The sequence below is a fragment of the Bacteroides sp. ET336 genome (genome assembly GCF_024733815.1).
Taxonomy (GTDB): Bacteria; Bacteroidota; Bacteroidia; order Bacteroidales; family Bacteroidaceae; genus Phocaeicola; species Phocaeicola cellulolyticus.
Map to the genome: position 1 here is coordinate 20,003 of NZ_JANRHK010000020.1, position 16,656 is coordinate 36,658.

13 protein-coding genes are annotated in these 16,656 nt (G+C 40.3%); 7 read left to right on the forward strand and 6 right to left on the reverse strand.

From position 1 onward, the window contains the following. Window positions 1-146: 146 nt before the first annotated feature. Genes NW213_RS14285 through rmuC form a run of 6 tightly spaced genes read left to right on the forward strand, consistent with a single transcriptional unit; the run spans window position 147 to window position 6,884 of the window. Window positions 147-983: an ATP-binding cassette domain-containing protein gene (locus NW213_RS14285; protein ID WP_258323208.1), complete on the forward strand. Its 837-nt coding sequence runs from the start codon at window positions 147-149 to the stop codon at window positions 981-983. A gap of 16 nt (window positions 984-999) precedes the next feature. Then, complete coding sequence (locus NW213_RS14290) at window positions 1,000-1,887, forward strand: hypothetical protein (protein WP_258323185.1); 888 nt, start codon at window positions 1,000-1,002, stop codon at window positions 1,885-1,887. Further along, the gene (locus tag NW213_RS14295) at window positions 1,884-2,252 is read left to right on the forward strand and encodes a GntR family transcriptional regulator (RefSeq protein ID WP_154044518.1); all 369 of its coding nucleotides are present in this window, start codon (window positions 1,884-1,886) and stop codon (window positions 2,250-2,252) included. The genes NW213_RS14290 and NW213_RS14295 overlap by 4 nt, the downstream gene beginning before the upstream one ends. 43 nt (window positions 2,253-2,295) lie before the next feature. Continuing rightward, a complete protein-coding gene (locus NW213_RS14300; protein ID WP_258323186.1) occupies window positions 2,296-3,015 on the forward strand; it encodes a DUF2807 domain-containing protein in 720 nt (239 codons plus the stop codon). 12 nt (window positions 3,016-3,027) lie between these two features. After that, a complete protein-coding gene (locus NW213_RS14305) occupies window positions 3,028-5,505 on the forward strand; it encodes a TonB-dependent receptor domain-containing protein (protein ID WP_258323187.1) in 2,478 nt (825 codons plus the stop codon). Window positions 5,506-5,525: 20 nt separating this feature from the next. After that, complete coding sequence (gene rmuC, locus NW213_RS14310) at window positions 5,526-6,884, forward strand: DNA recombination protein RmuC (RefSeq protein ID WP_258323188.1); 1,359 nt, start codon at window positions 5,526-5,528, stop codon at window positions 6,882-6,884. Window positions 6,885-6,944: 60 nt separating this feature from the next. Here rmuC and NW213_RS14315 read toward each other — a convergent pair whose 3' ends face one another. The 4 genes from NW213_RS14315 to NW213_RS14330 form a co-directional block, all read right to left on the reverse strand. Then, complete coding sequence (locus NW213_RS14315) at window positions 6,945-8,783, reverse strand: U32 family peptidase (RefSeq protein WP_258323189.1); 1,839 nt, start codon at window positions 8,781-8,783, stop codon at window positions 6,945-6,947. Next, window positions 8,783-9,706: a homoserine O-succinyltransferase gene (gene metA, locus NW213_RS14320; protein ID WP_258323190.1), complete on the reverse strand. Its 924-nt coding sequence runs from the start codon at window positions 9,704-9,706 to the stop codon at window positions 8,783-8,785. The genes NW213_RS14315 and metA overlap by 1 nt, the downstream gene beginning before the upstream one ends. A 101-nt stretch (window positions 9,707-9,807) precedes the next feature. Continuing rightward, a complete protein-coding gene (locus NW213_RS14325; protein WP_258323191.1) occupies window positions 9,808-10,443 on the reverse strand; it encodes an FKBP-type peptidyl-prolyl cis-trans isomerase in 636 nt (211 codons plus the stop codon). 9 nt (window positions 10,444-10,452) lie between these two features. Beyond that, entirely contained in the window at window positions 10,453-11,994 is a 1,542-nt protein-coding gene (locus tag NW213_RS14330) for a glycine--tRNA ligase (RefSeq protein ID WP_154044511.1), read from the reverse strand. 219 nt (window positions 11,995-12,213) lie between these two features. Between NW213_RS14330 and NW213_RS14335 the strand changes: the two genes are divergently transcribed. Further along, window positions 12,214-13,572 (forward strand): MATE family efflux transporter, encoded by a 1,359-nt coding sequence (locus NW213_RS14335; protein ID WP_258323192.1) that lies wholly within the window; start codon window positions 12,214-12,216, stop codon window positions 13,570-13,572. A gap of 373 nt (window positions 13,573-13,945) precedes the next feature. Here NW213_RS14335 and NW213_RS14340 read toward each other — a convergent pair whose 3' ends face one another. Together NW213_RS14340 and NW213_RS14345 are read right to left on the reverse strand one after the other, a co-directional pair. Next, window positions 13,946-14,134 carry a hypothetical protein gene (locus tag NW213_RS14340; RefSeq protein WP_204392941.1) on the reverse strand — a complete coding sequence of 63 codons (189 nt, stop codon included), beginning with the start codon at window positions 14,132-14,134 and terminating at the stop codon, window positions 13,946-13,948. A 179-nt stretch (window positions 14,135-14,313) separates the two neighbouring features. Beyond that, window positions 14,314-16,623, reverse strand: coding sequence for a GH92 family glycosyl hydrolase (locus NW213_RS14345; RefSeq protein ID WP_258323193.1), 2,310 nt, complete (start codon window positions 16,621-16,623; stop codon window positions 14,314-14,316). Window positions 16,624-16,656: the final 33 nt, after the last annotated feature.

The window sequence follows — 16,656 nt, forward strand, 5'->3', positions numbered from 1 at the left end:
GGGCGTTTTCAGAAGTGCTATTTTGGCCCTTATTGTTAACTGAAGTTAAAGGCTTATTTTACCTATTGTTATTTCAAACAAAAAGCATACATTTGCAGTGTACTAATAAACTAATACACTAAAGCAATATAATTATGGACACAACAATGATTAAAGCCGAACATCTCTGTTTCGGATACGGGAAAAACAAACAGGTGTTCAATGATTTCAATCTTGAAATAGAAAAAGGGAAAATAATAGGCCTGTTGGGAAAGAACGGAACAGGTAAATCCACTCTGCTGTATATCATCTGCGGATTGCTCAAACCTTCTCATGGTAATGTAACTATAAAAGGTATAGACATCAGAAGACGTCTTCCTCAAACACTATCGGACATTTATCTGGTTCCTGAGGAGTTCGACTTACCTAACCTGTCGATGAAACAGTTCGTAAAACTGAACAGTGGTTTCTATCCTAATTTCAGTAACGAAACACTGAATACTTGCCTCAACGATTTCGACTTAGGAATGGACATCAACCTCGGCGAACTTTCCATGGGACAGAAGAAAAAAGCATATATGTGTTTCGCTCTTGCCACAAATACCTCTCTCCTACTCATGGACGAACCTACAAACGGACTGGACATTCCGTCGAAAAGCCAGTTCAGAAAAGTCATCGCATCGGGAATGACAGACGAGAAGACTATCATAATCTCTACACATCAGGTAAGGGATATTGACAGACTGCTGGACCACATAACAATAATAGACGGAACTGAGGTGCTGCTTAACAAATCGGTAAAGGAAATTACAGACAGGCTGTATTTCTGCGAACAAAGCATGAACGAGCCTACCGACGGGGCATTATTCATACAACCGTCTGTACAAGGTAACAGCATCATTCTGGAAAATAGATTTGACGAGGAAAGTCCGATGAATCTGGAAGTTCTTTTCAATGCCATGTTGGCTGACAGAAACAAGATACAGGAAGTATTCAACAAATAAATATGGAGGAACGGTTATGACTACAAATATTAATTTCAGTTTTACAAGACTCATGGCGGTAATGAAACGCGACATGATGGAGAATTGGAAAACTAACCTATACAGGCTTATAGCATGCTATTCCGGTGCGGCTATGGCTTTCTTGTTCGGTATGTACGGAGTTTTGTCCGGCAATCGTGGAGAAACCGGAGAGACACAATATCTAGGTTTCTGCAATACATTCCATTCCATACTAACATTTGTGACATTCTTCTACCTAATTGTATGTGCCTCAAGAATAATGGAAGTGATGAATACAAAAAACAAACGTATCTCGTATATGATGCTTCCGGCTACAAACGGAGAAAAGTTCATAAGCAGAGCAATATATGTATGTATTATTTCTATTGTAATATTTTTTGTGGGACTGTTTTTTGCTGAACTTACCAGACTTGCTTTACTGCCGCTATTCGATGCCCCGAAAGAATTTTCCAGTTTCTGTCTGTTTGATATAATGTCAGTTTCTTTTTATGATACAATTCATATCAATCCTGAAGCATACGGAGCATCATCAACATTCATGCCTTACCTGTTTTTAATTTCAAACGGTTTATGGGGACACTCCATTTATATTTTGGGTGGTACATACTTCAGAAAACATCCTTTCATAAAAACATGGGGAATATGTATGGTAGTATTTTTCCTTATATTATATTTGCTGATTAATATATCTGACGAAGGAACTTTTATATATATATTAAAATGGATGGAAGACCTGGCAGATAAAAGTTCATGGATAAATGAGGAAGTTATATTTTCTACCATAAGCATTATCTTCCTGGCACTTACATTTTTTAACTGGACTCTTAGTTATCATTTGTTTAGAAATTCACAAATCACCGATAGAAAACTGTTCAGAAGATGAAATTTAAAGAATCGAAATCAATATATTTGCAGATAGCAGACAGAATTATGGACGAAATCCTTCATGACACATACAAGGAAGAAGAACGAATACCGTCCGTAAGGGAGTATGCCGCAATGGTGGAAGTGAACGCAAATACCATGATGCGTACTTACGACTATCTGCAAGGAATGGAAATTATATATAATAAAAGGGGTATAGGGTATTTCGTAGGCGAAGGCGCAAAGAATAAAATTCTTTCATTCAGAAAAGAAACATTCCTGAACGAGGAACTGCCGGAAATGTTCCGCACAATGAAAATTCTTGACATATCAGCACAGGAAATATCTGCTCTCTACAAACAATTTCTGAAAGATAACAAATAAAGAAAACCACAAACTAATATCATTATTTAAAACAAATAAAGCCATGAAACTAAAGAATTTTCTTTCAATACTCACAATCAGTGCCGTAACTTCTTTTACAGCCACATCTTGCATGATCAATACTGTAGCAAGCAAAAATGAAGCCACTTCCACATATGAAGTAAGCACCTCATATAAATCATTAAAAGTGACAAATGCAATAAGAGTGGAGTACAGACACGATATTGACACACTTCAGATTATTGCAGACTCTTCTATTCTTTCCAAAATAAAAGTAAACTACGATAATGAAGGCATTGAAATTTATGCTTCTGATTTCAGAAGATCATACAGTGTCACTGCTATAGTGCCGGCAAGCAAAGATCTGAAATCCATTGAAATAGGAGGCGCATCTTCATTTACTTCCGACGGAGAGATTAAGGCCGAAAAACTCGATATCGAAGTATCCGGAGCATCGCACTTTGATGCCAACATAGACTGTCAGTCTTTGGAAGTAAGTGTAAGCGGAGCATCATCTGCCGAAATAGGTGGAAAAGCTGTCAATGCCAATATAGAAGTGAGTGGAGCTTCAAAATTGTCATCAAACGGCGAGTATCTGAATACCGATTATGCCGATGTGGATTTAAGCGGAGCCAGCACGGCCGAAATTATATGTAATAAGAACATAACAGGAGAAGCATCGGGAGCATCAAAACTTTCGTTCAGAGGTGCAGCAAAGGCCGATGTATCAACAAGTGGAGCTTCAAAAGCAGTAAGAAAATAAAATCCAGAAAAAATGTCATCTAATGTTTTAAGGGGATTTATATGTATCCTCGTATGTCTTACTACCGCTACGGTGTTTGCACAAAAGCAGAGCGGTTTATATTCAGTGAAAGGAACTTTAGTTGACTCACTTCTTAACGAAAGCGAGCCATATGCCACTGTGAGAATATCAAGTGCGGCAAATCCTGACGAAAAAGTAAAACTTTCGGTCACCGACGAAAAGGGACGTTTCAACGAGAAACTGTCCGAGCCGGGCGACTACGTCATAACTCTCTCATCGGTAGGAAAGAATACCGTAAAAAGAAACTTTACATTAAGCACAAGCAAGAAATCTGTTGACCTCGGAACTATATTTACTTCCGAGGCAACGGAAATGCTTAAAGGAGTGGAAGTGGTGGCACAGAAGCCTCTCGTGAAAGCTGAAATAGACAAAATAACCTACAGCATGGAGGACGACCCGGACTCAAAGACCAACACCACACTGGAAATGCTTAAGAAAGTACCTCTGGTAACTGTGGATGGAGAAGACAATATCCAGGTGAACGGATCAAGCAGCTTCAAGGTACACGTAAACGGTAAGCCAAACACCCTGATGAGCAACAATCCGAAAGAGGTATTGAGAAGTATGCCTGCCAACAGCATAAAATCAATAGAGGTGATAACAGAACCGGGAGCAAAATACGATGCTGAAGGTATCGGAGGTATTCTGAACATCATCACTACGGATGCAAAGATGCAGGGATATAATGTCACACTTGGCGGAAGGGCAAGCAATCAAGGCTTTTCCGGATATGCATACGGTACTGTTCAGGTTGGTAAATTTACCGTATCCGGCAATTATTCGTACAACTACAACACACAGCCACGCAGTTACTTCAGTTCCGGACGCGAGGACTATACATCGGATACAAACAAGTATCTCAACAGTGAAGGTTCCTCAAAAAGCAACGGTAATTTCCAGTTCGGCAATCTGGAAGGTAGTTATGAGATTGACACATTGAACTTGATAACATTCTCCGCAAATATGTTCGGAGGTAACTTCAAGACCAACAGCAACTCGGAAAACCACATGCTGAACAATATGGAAGAGTTGACATACCGATACAATACACTGAACAAATCCACAAGCGGTTTCGGTAATGTAGGAATCAACTTCGACTATCAGCATTCCTTCAAGACCAAAGGCGAATATCTTACAGTATCGTATAAATACAACGATTCTCCAAACAACAGTGAGTCAGCTACGGAATATATGGATATGGTAGATGTTCCTTTCTCGCTGGAAAATCAGTATTTTGACAATGACGCCCACACAGCTGAACATACCGGACAGATAGACTACGTTAATCCTATAAACGACAAGCACTATATTGATGCCGGTATGAAATACATCTATCGACTGAACGCGAGCGACAGTAAATATTTCATTCAGCAAAGCGACGGTTCTATGCTTCAGGACAACAATATGTCAAGCATATTCGACCAGGGACAGAGCATCGTAGCTACATATGCCGACTATCAGCTGAAGCTGAAAAAATTCGGTTTCAAAGCGGGTGTGAGATACGAGCATACTTTTATGGATGTGAAATACGACCTTCAGCCTGAAAGAAACTTCAATGCCGGTTTCGACGATGTTGTTCCTACTGTGAATATGTCATATATGCTTGGCACAACTTCTACCCTGAAGGCGAATTACAATATGCGTATCAACCGTCCGGGTATATGGTATCTTAACCCTTTCCGCGATGAAAGCAACCCGACATCAGTAAGTTACGGTAATCCTGACCTGGAAACAGAAAAGGCACATATCGTTGGATTGACATTCAGTTCTTTCTCTGCCAAGTTCAATATTAATGCAAACCTGAACTATACATTCACAAACAACGGTATAGAAAATTATTCTTTCATGAAAGACGGTATCCTAAATAGTACTTACGAGAATGCGGGCAAGAAACAGATCACTCGCCTGTCATTGTGGATGAACTGGAACCCGGGAAACAAGACCAGAATATCAATCAACGCATCAGGCTCTTATTCGGACTATAGCAGCGATTTGCTTGATACAAAAAATTCCGGCTTCAACGGTAACCTGTTCGGAAACGTACAACAGACACTTCCATGGGACTTGCGTCTGAGTGTTTACGGAGGAGGAAGTACACCGTATATAACCTTGCAGGGTAAAGGCTCGTCATATTATTACTACGGACTGGGACTGACACGTTCTTTCCTGAAAGATAAAAGATTGAGTATCTCACTGTCTGCAAATAACTTCTTCAACAAATATAATACATACGAAAACGAAACTGTTACAGACACATTCCGTTCATGGAGTAAAAACAAATATTATAATTTAGGTTACTCCATAGGTATCAGCTGGAGATTCGGTGAACTGAAAACCCAGGTCAAGAAAACAAGCCGAAGCATCAACAATGATGATGTTAAATCGGGAGGAAACAATGGTTCTTCTGCCGGAGGACAGGGAGGAATGTAATAATCTATAACTTCTAAAAAATGACAATATACATAATAATAGGAACAATAGTAGGATGCGTATTGGGAATCATTATAGGACACCTGGTTTCTGCAAAGAAATCTGGTATATTGCAATCGCAATTGAAAATGCAACAGGAACACTCAGCCGAGCTGTTAAAAAACGAACAGATTAAGGCAGCACAGCAGGCTGAAAGCATGAGACAAAACATACAAAAACTACAGGACAAGCTGGACGAGAGTGCACGTCTGCTGAACGAGGCTTACACTGTTTCGGCATCACTGAAGACAGAGAACCGCAATATGGCCGAGAAACTTGAAAATCAGAAAGAAGAGATTGCAGCGATGCACAAGCAGTTCAATCTGGAGTTTGAGAACATAGCCAACAAGATTTTCCAGCAGAAGACAGAGACTTTCAACAAGCTGAGTACCGAAAGCCTCAGCAGTCTGCTAAAACCTTTCGGTGACAATCTGAACGAGTTCAAGCATCAGGTGGCAGAGGTATATGAGAAGGAATCGAAACAGCGTTTCTCTCTCGAAGACAGGATAAAGGAGCTTGTTCTGCTGAACAAACAGATAAGCGATGACGCCAACAATCTGACAAAAGCTCTGAAAGGTGACTCTAAGATGCAGGGTAACTGGGGTGAGATGATACTGGAAACGATACTTGAAAACTCCGGTCTGCACGAAGGCGAGGAGTATTTCCGTCAGGAATTTCTGAAAGATGAGAATGGCGAGTATCTGAAAAACGAACAGGGACAGAGGCTGCAACCGGACGTAATAGTGGTATATCCCGACAACCGTCATGTAATAATCGACTCCAAAGTATCGCTCACGGCATATGCCGCATATATCGGGACAGACGACAAGACAGAGAAAGAGCAATATCTGAAAGAACATCTGCGCTCGGTAAAGGCTCATATCGACGAACTGAGCAAGAAAGACTATTCCAAATACAACGTATCTGCACTGGACTTTGTAATGATGTTCATCCCTAACGAACCGGCTTACGTGCTGGCACTCCAGGCAGACAACAATCTGTGGAATTATGCCTATCAGAAAAAGGTGGTACTTATGAGCCCTACAAATCTTATTGCCGCATTAAGACTGGCTCTTGACTTGTGGAAGCGAGAGTATCAGGAAAAGAACATACAGGAGATAGTGAAGCGCGGAACTGCACTTTATGAGAAACTTGCCGGTTTTGCTGAAACATTCGAAAAGATAGGGGACGCGATAAACACTGCAAATACGGCATACGGAAATGCACGTTCACAGCTTTCGGAAGGAAAAGGAAATCTCATCCGTCAGGCAGAAATGCTCAAGGAACTGGGAATCACTCCGAAGAAGAACATTCCTGCCAGACTGCTGGATGAAAAGTAATATTAATATCTATAACTCATTGTTTGTTGCGTCTGATGTGTTTCAAACGCAACAAACTTATTATTGTTCAGAATTATCCGCAAGAACTTTCATCTGACATTGCTTGCAGTCAAACTCCAGGCGGAAGCGTCTGCCATCTGAACTTACAAGATAATACGGTTCGCGGAACGGAGAACGCACCTTGTGATGTACCGGACACCAGCCCATGCTATAGCGGATGCAATGCTTGCAGAACATCAGAACGGCATCCTTAGGCTGTTCCTTCTCGAATGCAGGCATTACTTTCAGAACTCCATGGTTCTTATAAAATTCGGCTGCAGAGCTGTTCATCACGTTACCAAGATATGTAAGAGTGCTTACAGGGAACTTAGTCTTGCTTTCCTTCAAACGGAACACTTCCCTGCGATAGTTTATCCTGCGCGCTTCAAGCAGTTTTTCCACAGCATTGCGTCTTAGTTCTGAAAGTTCGGATGAAGGAATAAACCAGTTGTCAGACAAATCTATCTTTATATCCTTAGCCTCAAACGGGGTGTTTCCCAATTTACTTAGCTGATTTCTCAGATTATCTGCCTGTGGTGTACGTGCCGGTTCTTTCACACGCTCCAGTGTAAGGGATACGCTATTGTCGTCCTCGTCAGTAAAGCTCAGTGTAAAGCCAAAATTATTTTCAGCCAGACATATATCGACTGCAATCTTTCTTTCTGCCGATTTTTTCTGCATCAGTTTCTCAAATTCCTGGTCGAAGTTACGGTAAAGACGTGTCTTGGGTTTCAGTCTTGGCATATCCTGCGGGAAAAGCTTGTTGTTCTCCACACGGTTCACTCTGAATCCCTGAAGACGACCGTTATCGTCGATATAGCAAAGTCCGTCGCCATTGTTGAAAGATTTCACACCTGCTACAGTAAAGTAGTTTCCTCTGATTTCCTTCACAGTGCCTACCTCCTCACCCAGTGACTTAGGAGTACTGAACGAGAATATTCCAGGATTTCGTCCACGAAGAAAATAATCTGTAAAGCCACGACTGAAACTCTTGTCAAGCTGCGGAGTGAATGTAGTCTTAACAGTACCAGACGATGCTCTTACGTATTCCTTACGGTATTTGAATATCGAATCCAGTTTCTGACGGTAGTATGCAGTGACATTCTTCACATACGACACATCCTTCAAGCGGCCTTCTATCTTCAACGATGTGGCTCCGGCATCAAGCAATGCTTCAAGATTATCGCTTTGGTTCATATCTTTGAGCGAGAGGAGATGCTTGTTCTGTTCTATTGTCTTTCCGTTGGAATCCACCAGATCGAAAGCCAGACGGCAGAACTGTGCACACTCGCCACGGTTGGCACTACGGCCATAACAAGCCTGGCTCACATAACACTGCCCGCTGTAGCTAACGCACAAGGCACCATGAATGAACACTTCGAGAAGCGTTTCAGGACATGTATCGTGTATCTTCTTTATTTCATCAAGCGAGAGTTCGCGTGCCAGAACCACCTGACGGAAACCTATATCCGAAAGGAACTTCACTTTCTCCGGTGTACGGTTATCCATCTGCGTACTGGCATGCAGTGCTATAGGCGGAAGGTTAAGGCGCGTGATACCCATATCCTGTATGATTAGGGCATCTACACCGGCACGATACAATTCCCATATCATTTTCTCCGTTTCCGGAAGTTCCTCATCATGCAGGATTGTATTTACTGTAACATATATACGTGCGTTATACAGATGTGCATGCTCCACCAAAGCCTTGATGTTTTCTATGGAATTGCCAGCAGCGGCACGTGCACCGAAACGTGGTGCACCGATATAAACTGCATCGGCACCATGATTGATGGCCTCGATTCCGCATTCAAGATTCTTTGCAGGAGCAAGAAGTTCTATAGGACGTTGTTTTATCATTATTTAATCTGATTAATATCGTATGGAGTTTCCTGATATACATAGTAGTTGAGCCAGTTGGAGAAAAGCAGGTTTGCAGTGCTGCGCCATCTCACCACCGGTCCCTTGTCCGGGTCATTGTCGCGATAATAGTTTTTTGGCATGTCGATAGGCAGACCTTTTCCAAGGTCGCGGCGGTATTCTCCGTCAAGTGTAAGAGGTGAATATTCCGAATGGCCTGTCACGTAGAATTCGCGTCCGCCACGTGCCATCACTATATGTACTCCCGAATCTTCGGATTCGGAAATGATTGACAGTTCCGGACATTTCTCTATATCTTCACGGCGCACTTCTGTATGACGGCTGTGAGGTACGAAGAATTCATCGTCGAATCCGCGGAATATCGGCAGCTGGCTGAATCCGTCGCAGATGTGATGCTCGAAGATACCGAACATCTTCTTGTCAAGAGCATATTTAGGAATACCATAGTGGTGATACAATCCTGCCTGAGCAGCCCAACAGATATAGAAAGTTGATGTTACATGAGTGCGGGTCCAGTTGAATATTTCCTGTATCTCATCCCAATAATTCACATCCTCGAAATCGAGATGTTCCACAGGAGCTCCGGTGATAATCATGCCGTCGAACTTCTCATCGCGCATATCTTCGAAATCACGATAGAAAGCTTTCATGTGTTCTATCGGGGTGTTCTTAGATGTGTGGCTCTTTATTTTCATGAAGTTCACCTCTATCTGTAGAGGAGAGTTTGACAGAAGACGTATCAGGTCTGTTTCAGTGGTAATCTTCAATGGCATAAGATTGAGGATGACAATCTTTAGCGGACGTATATCCTGCGATGTAGCTCTTGAACTGTCAATGACAAATATATTTTCTTCCTTCAGAAGATCAATGGCAGGAAGTTTATCGGGTAAATTTAAAGGCATTTTATATAGTTGTTATTTGTTAGTTATTAGATAATAACAAAAAAGCATCCAGAACAGTAATAACCATTAAGGATGCTTTTTGTATTTACTGGTCAATAATTTCAGTTATCTGAATTACTGGTATCATAAGGATGAATAACCTCATCTATATACATTTCGAATATTAAAGTCGAATATGGTCTAATGACATCACTCCTATTCTCATCTTTATATCCCATCTGATATGGAATATAAACAGTAGCCTTGTCAGACATATCAGGCTTCATGTGCATCAAAGCTGTAGTCCAACCGACAACATAATTCTTCGAGATATCAAACTTGGTAAAGTTATCAGTAACCTCCTTATCGAAAGTGCCGTAATAGTTACCGTCGAAACGGGTTCCGTTTATTATAAATCCCTGAAAAGCCATTGAAACAGTATCACCAAAGTTTATCAACGGTTCGCTTCCATCAAAAATATCCTCTTTCTTGGCATACTTTATATATACATAATCATATACCTCATAATCGTAAGAGTTATTGATACCATCAAACTTTATCTTATAGTTCTCATACTTACGCCATATCTCACCAGAAGACTTATCATTTGCTACTTTTGCTATTGAATCAATAAAATGCTCATTTCTTTCCTTCCAGTTGGCATACGGATCAGCCACCTCTGTATCTTTAGCACAAGAGGAGAAACCTATAGTCAATACAGAAAGAATGATAACGAGCCAAAATATTCTATTATTCATAAGCATAAATTATTGTAGAGTTTTCAATAAGCTTGTGATACTTACCTTATCAGCGATGATATTGTTAAGTTCAGAAATAGCCACACGTTCCTGTTCCATTGTATCACGGTTACGCAATGTCACACAGTTATCCTCCAATGTCTGGTGGTCGATTGTAATACAGTATGGAGTACCGATTGCATCCTGACGACGGTAACGCTTTCCGATACTGTCTTTTTCATCATACTGACAGTTGAAGTGGAACTTAAGGTCGTTCATGATTTCGCGTGCTTTTTCAGGCAGACCGTCTTTCTTAACCAACGGCATGATGGCAAGTTTCACTGGAGCCAAAGCTGCAGGCAATTTAAGAACTACACGTGTCTCGCCGTTTTCAAGCTTTTCTTCGCAGTATGAAGCACTCATGATGCTGAGGAACATACGGTCAACACCGATTGATGTTTCGATAACGTACGGAGTGTAGCTTTCGTTGATTTCAGGATCGAAGTATTTGATGCTCTTGCCTGAATATTTTTCGTGCTGGCTCAAGTCGAAATTAGTACGGCTGTGGATACCTTCAACTTCCTTGAAACCGAAAGGCATCAGGAATTCGATGTCTGTAGCAGCATTAGCATAGTGAGCCAGTTTTTCATGGTCATGATAACGATAGTGATCATCACCGAATCCAAGAGCCTTATGCCATTTCAAACGAGTTTCTTTCCATTTCTTGAACCATTCAAGTTCTGTTCCCGGTTTTACGAAGAACTGCATTTCCATCTGTTCGAACTCACGCATACGGAAGATGAACTGACGTGCAACGATTTCGTTACGGAAAGCCTTACCTATCTGTGCGATACCGAAAGGTATTTTCATACGGCCTGTCTTCTGTACATTCAGATAGTTTACGAAGATACCCTGAGCTGTTTCAGGACGAAGATATACCTTCATTGCTCCATCGGCAGTAGAACCCATTTCAGTAGTAAACATAAGGTTGAACTGACGAACTTCAGTCCAGTTCTTTGTACCAGAGATAGGACATACTATTTCTTCATCAAGGATAATCTGGCGCAGTTCATTCAAATCATTAGCATTCATAGCCTTTGCATAACGGTCATGCAAAGCGTCAAGCTTAGCCTGATGTTCAAGAACGCGTGCATTAGTGCTGCGGAACTGAGCTTCATCAAAAGCATCACCGAATTTCTTTGCAGCCTTAGCTACTTCTTTATTAATCTTATCTTCGTATTTTGCAATCTGCTCTTCAATCAGAACGTCTGCACGGTAGCGTTTCTTTGAATCACGGTTATCAATCAATGGGTCATTGAAAGCGTCAACGTGTCCAGAAGCTTTCCATATTGTAGGGTGCATAAAGATTGCAGAATCTATACCTACAATGTTTTCGTGCAAAAGCACCATACTCTGCCACCAATACTGCTTTATATTATTTTTCAGTTCCACACCCATCTGGCCGTAATCATATACAGCTCCAAGACCATCATATATTTCACTTGAAGGAAATACAAAACCATACTCTTTACAGTGAGAAACCAATTTCTTGAAAACGTCTTCCTGTGCCATTTTTCTAACTTATTTTATATTTTTCTAATTGTTTTATTTACTATTGGGCACAAAGATACGCAAATATGAAGAATAATGAACGAATAGTGTATTAATTTATCTTATGAATATAGACGAAATAGCTCATTAATAGGGACAAAAACAAAAAAAACATCTATTTTTGTAAGAAATTTCACCTTATAAGACATTAAATATCACCCTACGAAAAGAATATTCACGATGAAAACAGCACAAGACAAACATAAGATGATGACGACGATGCCTATCCCCAAACTGATAACATCGCTTGCAGTACCGACTATAATAAGCATGCTTGTAACATCATTTTATGTAATGGCTGATACTTATTTCGTGGGACAAATCAATACACAATCCACTGCTGCCGTTGGCATTTCATTTTCAATAATGGCAATAATACAGGCATTCGGATTCTTTTTCGGCCACGGTTCCGGCAATTTTATTTCACGCAAGCTTGGAGCAAAAGATTACGACAGCGCAGAAAAGATGGCATCAACCGGTTTTTTCTACGCTTTTACTTTTGGAATAATAATAGCCGTACTTGGAAACATTTTCCTCACCCCAATATGTATCCTGTTAGGTTCTACCGAAACCATACTGCCATACGCCGAAAACTATTTAGGGATAATCCTCATAGGGGCGCCCTTTATGGCATCATCACTTGTACTGAACAATCAGATGCGCTTTCAGGGTAATGCCGTATATGCCATGATAGGTATAATCATTGGAGCTGTGATAAATATCGGGCTTGACCCGCTTCTGATATTTGTTCTAGACATGGGAGTGTCTGGTGCTGCCTTATCAACAATAATAAGCCAGTTCTGCAGTTTTATGGTATTGATTTACATGGACAGCAAAGGAACAAACATAAAAATCAAGTTCAAGAATTTTACTCCTTCCTTTACATATTTGAAAGAAATAACATACGGAGGCATACCGTCATTAAGCCGTCAGGGGCTTGTAAGTCTTTCCACTATTATGCTTAATGTAGCTGCCGGAGCTTATGGTGATGCTGCAATCGCAGGAATGTCCATTGTGACACGTATATGTATGTTCATAAACTCATTCGTAATAGGTTTTGGTCAAGGTTTTCAGCCTGTATGTGGATTTAACTACGGTGCAGGATTATACCGACGCGTGCGTGATGGATTTTACTTCTGTATAAAGACAGGAGTCATCTTTCTTACAGTCTGTGCCATAATAGGATATATATTCGCACCTGAAATAGTGTCCTGGTTCCGCAAAGACGACCCACTGGTAATAGAAATAGGCGCAAGAGCACTACGCTGGCAACTCATAACCCTTCCTATCGGCACATGGGTAATATTATGCAATATGATGCTTCAAACAATAAGAATACCAGGAAGGGCATTAATTCTGTCTTCTGCAAGACAAGGACTATTCTTTATTCCACTTATAATCATACTTCCCAAACTTTTAGGATTGCAAGGAGTAGAGATGTGTCAGGCCGTATCAGATTTCTGTTCTTTCATACTGGCATTCCCGCTTACTGTCCCAGTACTAAAGAAGCTGAGACAAGACAATGTATTGACAAGATAAAGAATTGGGTGCAACTGCTATAAACTATTGATTTTCAATGTTTATCGCGGAGAGACAGAGATTATAAACCTTTCCACAAAAAATCCTTATGGATCAACGTTCTAATTCAGTTCTATTTTTCAGGTGTAACGATTTAGTAACTGAAAACTGTCTTTTTGTCACATATCGACTTTCGCTTGTCTAAGCTATCATTACATAGCAAAGATAATTCTCAAAAAAACACGAATAAAAATGAAATTACTGAAAAATGTTGCAAAGCTATTGACTGACAGCATTTTGGGTAAATGTCTTAAAAAAAATGAATTACAGAAGAGAACAACGATAAAACATCTATTTCATCTTCCAATTCCCTGATAGCCCATGGCAAATGTATTCACCCCAAGGTACAATATATCGCATTTCCATTCTCATTCATTATCATACATAACTTGTCATCAACCAAATTATAAACATCAAATCCGATATCAAGTACATCTGAAACAGACACTTTTGCCAAGGGAGCCACATTATCTTGACCTGCAAACAATGTTAGTGTCATCGCATTTCCCATAAGAAAAACCATAATCCTTTTTAATGCTATTTTTTCATGCTATGATTTTTCCTATTTTACAACCCTATATAATCTTTCAATTATAGTTATTATAAGTTCAATATAGAAATAGAAACAATAACGAAGGACCTGTTTCCTAAATACAAGAAAAGAGATCCTTCGTTACACCCTCATACATCAGAAATACAACTCTAGACACCCCAATGCATATTAGGAGTATCTCCCATTTCCAATACCAATACTCCTCCATTCATAATATCTTGATAATCCAAGTAACATTGAGAGTATTCCTTTCCATTCAAACGAGCAGACTGTATATAAATATTAGAGGTTGAATTATTGTGTGCTTTGATGACAAATGTTTTGTTATTTCCTAACTTAATTGTTATCTCGTTAAACAACGGAGAAGTTATCTCATAACGAGTATCTCCAGGACAAATAGGATACAAACCACATGCCGATAATACATACCATGCAGACATTTGTCCGGCATCTTCGTTACCTACCAATCCCTCCACTTTATCATGGTAAGCATGTTCGCAAATAAACCTAGACCAATATTGTGTTTTCCAAGGTTCTCCCAATCTATTATATAAAAAAGGAACATGATGAACTGGTTCGTTGGCATGATTGTAATATACATTCCACAAAAAATTGTGAGGTGTATGGGCAAACATGCTATCAAGATCAGCTACAGTTTGTTGAATACCTCCCATCAACTCTACCATACCTTCTATGTCGTGCGGTACAAACCAACCTTGTTGCAGTTCATTGCACTCAGTACAACCATACCCTTCCTGCAATTTTCCTCTTTGGGGCCATTTTATAAACGAACCGTCTTCTTTTCTCGGACGGAAGGCATGTTTTTCCTTATCGTACAAATTCTTATAGGAACGGGAAAGTTTCAAATACTTAACCATATCCTCTGTTTTGCCTAAATCTATGGCCATACGTGCCATACACCATTCCGTATAAGCATACTCTAAGGTTTTTGAAATACTATAAGGGGTATAGCCTCGCTCAGTATTGCCAAAAAGGTGTGCTGTATTGTCAGCGTAGGTATAAGCCTTTTCCTTATCTCCTTTAAATATACCCTTTACCCACGCATCGGCCAATACTGAAAGCGCAGGATTACCCAACATACACCCACTATATGCATTCAGGAGCTCAAAGCGCTCATAATAGTGATTACCACTTTCTTCAGCTAAGGTCGTCAAAGACATCAGCAGGTCATTAACCACTTCGGGATTAATGATGCTTTGTAAAGGCATTTGACTGCGAAATACATCCCAACCGCTAAACACGGTCCGTTTAGTAAAGCCAATCGATGTATGTATCTTTCCATCTCCTCCAATATAATGTCCGTCTACATCTGTAAAATTTCTAGGATCAATCATTGTATGATATAGAGCTGTATAAAAGATACGCTTTTGTTCTTCCGTACCACCTTTTACTCGGATAGTTGCCAGCATATCATTCCATTGCTTTTTAGTAACCTCCTTTACGACATCAAAATTCCAGTCCGCAATTTCTTGCTCTAGATTTTTACGTGCCCCTTCTATACTGACGAAAGAAATCCCCGATTTAAACAAAATCTGCTCATTTTCCTTTGTCTCAAAGTTAGCAAAGAATCCGATGTGCTTTCCTTGGAATTCTTTTTTATCTTGTATGATCTGCGCTTGGGATGTAAGTTTTTGAAATTGAGCACTTTCTACAAATTCACGTTTGCGCGAAATTCCTTCAGGAATTTCAACATTCCAAAATCCATAATCTGTCAATGGCTTTGAAAACTGAGCATGGAAATAGACTGTATATCTGGCATTGCCATCCCCGTTTCCCCAACCACCACCTTCTGGTGTACATTCCATACGACCTTCGATTGTGTACTCATCAACCACCTTTACAAATTGGAAGGTAGACGTGCCACCAACACGACGAGCCAAGTCTATCTGTATTCGAGATTCCTTACTCTTCGGATAAGTAAAACGTAGCATACCACTATGCTCCATAACCGTAGCCTCTGTTTGTACACCATAATCGGGCAAATATACACTATAATAACCAGCAGAAGCCTTCTCGGATGCCTTATCATACCGAGTGCGATAACCCTTCACTCCATTCTCTTTTCCAGAATTAGTATACATTTTACCTACCGTTGGCATTACTAACAAATTACCAAGGTCTCCATACCATCCCACACCACTCATTTGGGTAAAAGCAAATCCTTCAATAGTTTGATGTTCATAGCTATATCCTGAACCATTGTCTCCTCCCGTAATTGTATTGGGGCTTATTTGTACCGCACCAAACGGATAAGTCGCCCCAGGAAAGGTTTTCCCTAATCCATGAAAGGCTCCCGCAGCTTCGGTATTCGTACTAGCCCCAATAAAAGGATTTACATACTCGGCCAGTTCCTTGTCATTATCTGTTCCGCAACAAGCATAACACAAGACTCCTGTCCAGAACAAGATTACTTTCCACTTTTTGTTGTATATCCTCATTAACATTCTAATCAAAGACAAATTGTGATACCT